Source organism: Aeromonas cavernicola, from assembly GCF_002795305.1.
GTDB classification, from domain to species: domain Bacteria; phylum Pseudomonadota; class Gammaproteobacteria; order Enterobacterales; family Aeromonadaceae; genus Aeromonas; species Aeromonas cavernicola.
In genome coordinates, this window is the sequence record NZ_PGGC01000217.1 from 1 (window position 1) to 5,568 (window position 5,568).

Below are 5,568 nucleotides of genomic sequence, written 5' to 3' on the forward strand. Positions count from 1 at the left end.
GCCGACTCTCGCCAGGCAGGCCGATCCACTTGGCCAGCGCCCACTTGGGCACCGCCGGAAACGGTTGATCCTGATGGGTGCGGGCATACATGGGGCAGAGGATGTCGGTCGCCGGGGTATCGGCCCCGCCCCCTTCGTACTGCACCGGACGGCTCGGGTCGCTGCGCTTGACCCAGCCATACATGGCATCGTGGGCTGGGCCGTAACCCGACTCGTTACCCAGCGACCAGATGATGATCGAAGGGTGGTTAACATCCCGCGCCACCATCCGTGTTGCCCGCTCCAAAAAAGCGTTGCTCCAAGCGGGGTCTTGCGCCAGCCGCCCCATCGGGGTCATGCCGTGGGTCTCCAGATTCGCTTCGTCCACCACATAGAGGCCGAGTCGGTCGCACAGCCGATAAAAATCGGGATGGTTAGGGTAGTGGGAGCAGCGCACCGCATTGAAGTTGTGCTGCTTCATCAGCCGCACATCGTGTTCCATGGTGGCGTAGTCAACGGCATAGCCCTTGGCGGGGTGGTGTTCATGGCGGTTGGCACCGCGAATCAGCAGCGGCTGACCGTTGACCCGCAGCAGGCCGTCACGGATCTCTACCACCCGAAAGCCGACGTCGTAGGCTTCACTCTCGATGGGGTGCTCTTGCTCGTCGAGTAAGGTCAGGGTCAGGCGATAAAGATGAGGCGTCTCGGCGCTCCACTGGTGCGGCGCAGCCACGTCGAGCCACAGCTCGGCACGATCGTCGTAAGCCCCTTTCTCGTCGATGACGTGGCTACCGATCGGCTGGCGCTGGGTCGCCACCCGCTCGTTGCCGTCATAGAGATTAGCCTCCACCGATAGCATGGCCGCATTGGCGACGAGCAGGGTTATCTTGAGGTGACCATCCCGATAGCAGGCATCCAGCTCGGGGGTGACCCGAATATCCATCAGGTGGCGGGTCGGTTTGTGCAGCAGGCTGACGGAGCGGAAGATCCCCGCCAGCCACCACATATCCTGATCTTCCAGATAGGATCCATCGGACCAGCGCAGCACCAGCACCGCCAGCCGGTTGCGACCAGTGTGCAGGTACGGGGTCAGATCGAACTCGGCGGGCAGCCGGCTGTCTTGGGAGTACCCGACCCAATGGCCATTACAGAACAGATAAAACGCGCTGCTGACCCCATCGAAAATGATCCGGCTATGGCCGCTGGCCAGCCACGCGGCGGGCAGTTCGAACTCGCGGGAGTAGCAGCCGGTGGGATTCTCTGTCGGCACCCGAGGTGGATCACAGGGAAACGGGTATTTGATATTGGTGTAGATGGGGCTATCGGTGAGGGGCCGCAACCCGGGATAGGCGGCATCCAGCTGCCAGTTGCTCGGCACCGTGATGGGACAGGCATCCGCTAGGTCTTGCACCAGCCAGCTTTCGGGCACCCGCTCAGGCGCGGCAAAGAAGGAGAAACGCCACTCGCCATCGAGCAACATTCGGGAGGCAGAGGCCAGATCATCCCTCGCATCCGCTTCACTACGCCAACTGGACAATGGCGTGTGAGCCGCCAGCCGATTAACCGACGTAATGGCTTGGGTCTGCCAATCTTGACGCGCCACGATTTCCTTCAGTTCCCTCTGCATCTATCTCTCCCTCATGCTGACCGAAAACCTATCCAGTGTAGGGGAGTTTGACGCTGGATTTGGCGATCTTGCTCACACAGATGTAAACGATTACACCCAATGTGTTTGGCCCATAGCGGTAGGTAAAAGGGCGCAACGAGGAGGGGGATGGCCGCTATGTGAGGGCCGCGGCGGCCTGAACGACAGGTTAGGCGCTCAGCAAACCACGGTTTAGTTGGCGTTTAGGGAAAAGCGAATGGCTGCTGACCCCTTAACAGGGGTTTAAGAGCGCGCTGCGGCGACCGAATGGCGACTGATCAGGGCTGGCGTGTAGAGGCGGTTTTGCCATGATTCATGCTCGCCTGCCGCCAGCTGTAATGCGAGTTTAGCGGCTTGAGCCGCCATCAATTCAATGGGATAACGCATGGTTGATAGCTTGGGCTGCAAATATCTGGCGTAGATGATGTCATCAAAGCCAATCACCGAGATGTCATCAGGCACCTTCACGCCGTTATCTGCCAACACCGACAACACTCCAGCGGCCATGGCGTCGTTATAGGCGACTACGGCGGTCATCTTTAACCCCTTGGCCAGCAGGTTGAGCATGGCTTGCTCGCCCCCTTCTTCATTTGGGGTGCCACTCTCGATCAGCTCAGGGTTGCTGCTGAGCCCCGCTTCCAGCAGCGCATCTTGGTAACCTTGCAAGCGCAAGGTGGCATCTTCAATCACGTGATCCGAGCTGATAAACGCGATCTGACGATGGCCCAATTCGAGCAGATGACGGGTTGCCGTGCTGGCACCTAAGCGGTTATTGAGGGCGATACAACGGCCCTTGAGAGCAGGAATATCGCGATTAATCAGCACCATACCCGGTACGCGCAGGGCGTAATCGCACAGCTCCTCGTCGCTGAGCGCTTTACTGTGAACCACCAAGGCTTCACAGCGTTTGCCGATCAGCAGCTCAATTGCCTCGCGCTCTTGGCGAGCTTTGTGAAAACCGTTGCCCATCAGCAGGTTGAGATTTTGCTCGACCGCAATCGCCGAAACCCCCCGCACTAGCGCGCCGAAAAAAGGATCGGCCACATCGCCCACCACCACCCCCATGGTGTCGCAGGTCTGGTTGACTAAGGCCCGCGCATTGGCATTGGGGGTATAACCCAGGGTCGCCATCGCTTGCAGGACCACGGCCCGCGACGCGGCGCTGGCCTTGGGCGAGTTGTTCATTACCCGAGAAACCGTGGCCACCGATACCTTGGCTAAACGGGCGACATCCTTGATGGTGCTCATGCAGTGTTCACTTCTTCCACGGTTCAAGACGCCGGCATTATACCGAGCAATACCCTTGATAACAGAGCCATTCAGCTAGCGCTGTGAGCTAACGACAGCATGGATGTAATCGTTTACATTTTTTGTTGGCCAGCTCACAGTTTCGCCGTCAAAGGCTCAGCTAGACTTGCCGCAAGGGGATGATGACAGCGCCATAACCAGCGTGTGCATGACAAGGGCGTTCATGCGGTGTCCGTCTCTAGTGAGCCGCTAACAGCTGAACGGGTCGGCATTCGCCCAGCAGCGGGTGATAACCCATCTATTTTTCATACCTTGATTCAGGAGAGCGGATGTTTAATCCCGTCGATCACCCTCATCGTCGCCTCAACCCGCTGACCGGCCAGTATGTATTGGTCTCCCCCCATCGGGCTAAACGCCCTTGGCAGGGGCAGGTGGAGACGGTGAGTCAGGCCCCCAAACAGGCCCACGACCCTGACTGTTTCCTTTGTGCCGGTAACACCCGGGTGACCGGTGACATCAACCCCGACTATCCGGGTACTTTCGTCTTTACCAACGACTTCGCCGCCCTGATGGCGGATACCCCGGCTGCCGACCAAGCGAGCGACCCGCTGCTGAGGCTGGAGGCCGCCCGCGGCACCAGTCGGGTCATCTGTTTTTCACCCGATCACAGCAAGACCCTGCCCGAGCTGGCGCTACCCTCCATCGAAGGGATCATCACCACTTGGTTAGATCAGGTCGCTGAGCTATCAGCCCAGTGGCAGTGGGTGCAGGTATTTGAAAACAAAGGGGCCGTGATGGGCTGCTCTAATCCGCACCCGCACGGTCAGATCTGGGGCAGTGATTTTCTGCCCAACGAGATTGCCCGCGAAGAACAGCACCAGCGCGACTGGCTGGCCGAGCATGGCCGCCCCATGCTGCTGGAGTATGTGGAGCGGGAGCTGGCGGATCGCTCGCGCATCGTGGTGGAGACCGAGCATTGGCTTGCCGTGGTCCCTTTCTGGGCTGCTTGGCCGTTTGAAACCCTGTTGCTGCCCAAGGCGCACATCCCTTCGATGCTCAATCTGACCCTGGCCCAGCAGCAAGATCTGGCGGTGGCACTCAAGGCGCTTACCAGCCGTTACGACAACCTGTTCCAGTGCAGTTTTCCCTATTCCATGGGGTGGCACTTTGCGCCGCCCAACTCAGATTGCCCCGAGGCGTGGCAGCTCCATGCTCACTTCTATCCGCCGCTGCTGCGCTCCGCCACGGTGCGCAAGTTCATGGTGGGGTTTGAGATGCTTGCCGAGACCCAGCGCGATCTGACGCCGGAACAGGCGGCAGAACGGCTGCGTGCCCTGTCCCCGATTCATTACCACCAAGCCGACGGGGAGACGCGATGACACCCTGTCAATCTGTGCTGCCCCCCGAGTGGCGGCGTGCAGTCAGTCTGCTCCACTTCAGCCAAACCAGTAAGGACACTCTATGACCCCCAGTCAGCGCGTCAGCGCTGTGTTCGCCGAGCGGTTTGCGCGGCAACCCGACCTGCTGGTGCGGGCCCCTGGCCGCGTTAACCTGATCGGTGAACATACCGATTACAACGACGGCTTCGTGCTGCCCTGTGCTATCGACTACGAGACCTGTGTCGCCATCGGCCTGCGTGCTGACAGCCTAGTGCAGGTGATCGCCGCCGACTACGACAACCAGCACGACCAGTTTGACCTCGGCCAGCCCATCGAACACCACCCCGATCAGCGCTGGAGCGACTACATCCGTGGCGTGGTGAAATACCTGCAAGCCCGTGGTTATCCTCTGCGCGGCCTCGATCTGGTGGTCTCCGGCAATGTGCCGCAGGGGGCGGGCCTCTCCTCCTCCGCCTCGCTGGAGGTGGCCATCGGCCAAGCCTTTAAAGAGGCGCTAGGGCTTGATATCACTCAGGCAGAGATCGCCCTCAACGGTCAGCAGGCGGAGAACCAGTTTGTCGGCTGCAACTGCGGCATCATGGATCAGATGATCTCCGCCAGTGGCAAAACCGATCACGCCCTGCTGCTCGATTGCCGCTCGCTTGCGACCCGACTCATCCCGATGCCCAGTGACTTGGCGGTGCTGATCGTCAACTCCAACGTGCGCCGTGGCCTAGTGGACAGCGAATACAACACCCGCCGCCAGCAGTGCGAGGCGGCCGCCCGTCACTACGGGGTCAAGGCGCTGCGCGACCTCGATCTGGCCGGTTTGGAGGCGGGCAAAGCAGGGCTGGATGAGATCTGCTATCGCCGTGCCCGCCATGTGGTCGGCGAAAACGCCCGCACTCTAGCCGCCGCAGAGGCGCTGGCAGGTGGCGATCTGGAGCGTCTCGGCGAGCTGATGGCGCAATCCCATGCCGCCATGCGTGATGATTTCGCGATCACCGTGCCTGCTATCGATACTCTGGTCGAGATCATCAAGGCTAAGATTGGCCGCGAGGGTGGCGTGCGGATGACCGGCGGCGGCTTTGGCGGCTGCGTGGTCGCCCTGCTGCGTCCTGATAAGGTGGCGGCGGTGATCGCCGCGGTGGATGCCGAATACCCAGCTCGGGTTGGCCTTAAGGCCGATAGCTACGTTTGTTCAGCCAGTGCAGGAGCCGGCCCACGATGAGCAGCATGATCCCTTTTCTGTTAGAAAATGACGCAGGGCTGCGGCTGCGTGGCCTCGATTTTGGCGCCACCCTGACCTCCCTCACC

The 5,568-nt window shown here is 60.5% G+C and carries 4 protein-coding genes; 2 read left to right on the forward strand and 2 right to left on the reverse strand.

Annotation, left to right across the window (positions count from 1 at the left end; all coding sequences use genetic code 11):
- Both CUC53_RS17965 and CUC53_RS17970 read right to left on the reverse strand, forming a co-directional pair.
- The coding region (locus CUC53_RS17965; RefSeq protein ID WP_272896780.1) for a glycoside hydrolase family 2 TIM barrel-domain containing protein at nucleotides 1-1,606 on the reverse strand (1,606 nt) is incomplete at its 3' end.
- 261 nt (nucleotides 1,607-1,867) lie between these two features.
- The gene (locus tag CUC53_RS17970; protein ID WP_100295378.1) at nucleotides 1,868-2,872 is read right to left on the reverse strand and encodes a substrate-binding domain-containing protein; all 1,005 of its coding nucleotides are present in this window, start codon (nucleotides 2,870-2,872) and stop codon (nucleotides 1,868-1,870) included.
- A gap of 329 nt (nucleotides 2,873-3,201) precedes the next feature.
- Here CUC53_RS17970 and CUC53_RS17975 point away from each other — a divergent pair, with 329 nt between their 5' ends.
- Entirely contained in the window at nucleotides 3,202-4,251 is a 1,050-nt protein-coding gene (locus CUC53_RS17975) for a UDP-glucose--hexose-1-phosphate uridylyltransferase (RefSeq protein WP_100295379.1), read from the forward strand.
- Between the two features lie 82 nt (nucleotides 4,252-4,333).
- Nucleotides 4,334-5,482, forward strand: a complete 1,149-nt coding sequence (gene galK / locus CUC53_RS17980; protein WP_100295380.1) for a galactokinase — start codon at nucleotides 4,334-4,336, stop codon at nucleotides 5,480-5,482.
- Nucleotides 5,483-5,568 lie beyond the last annotated feature (86 nt).

What these genes read in the sequence shown, in the direction of transcription:
- CUC53_RS17975 (WP_100295379.1), top strand. Translation starts at nt 3,202, where the DNA reads ATGTTTAATCCCGTCGATCACCCTCATCGTCGCCTCAACCCGCTGACC.
- galK (WP_100295380.1), top strand. Translation starts at nt 4,334, where the DNA reads ATGACCCCCAGTCAGCGCGTCAGCGCTGTGTTCGCCGAGCGGTTTGCG.
- CUC53_RS17970 (WP_100295378.1), bottom strand. Translation starts at nt 2,872, where the DNA reads ATGAGCACCATCAAGGATGTCGCCCGTTTAGCCAAGGTATCGGTGGCC.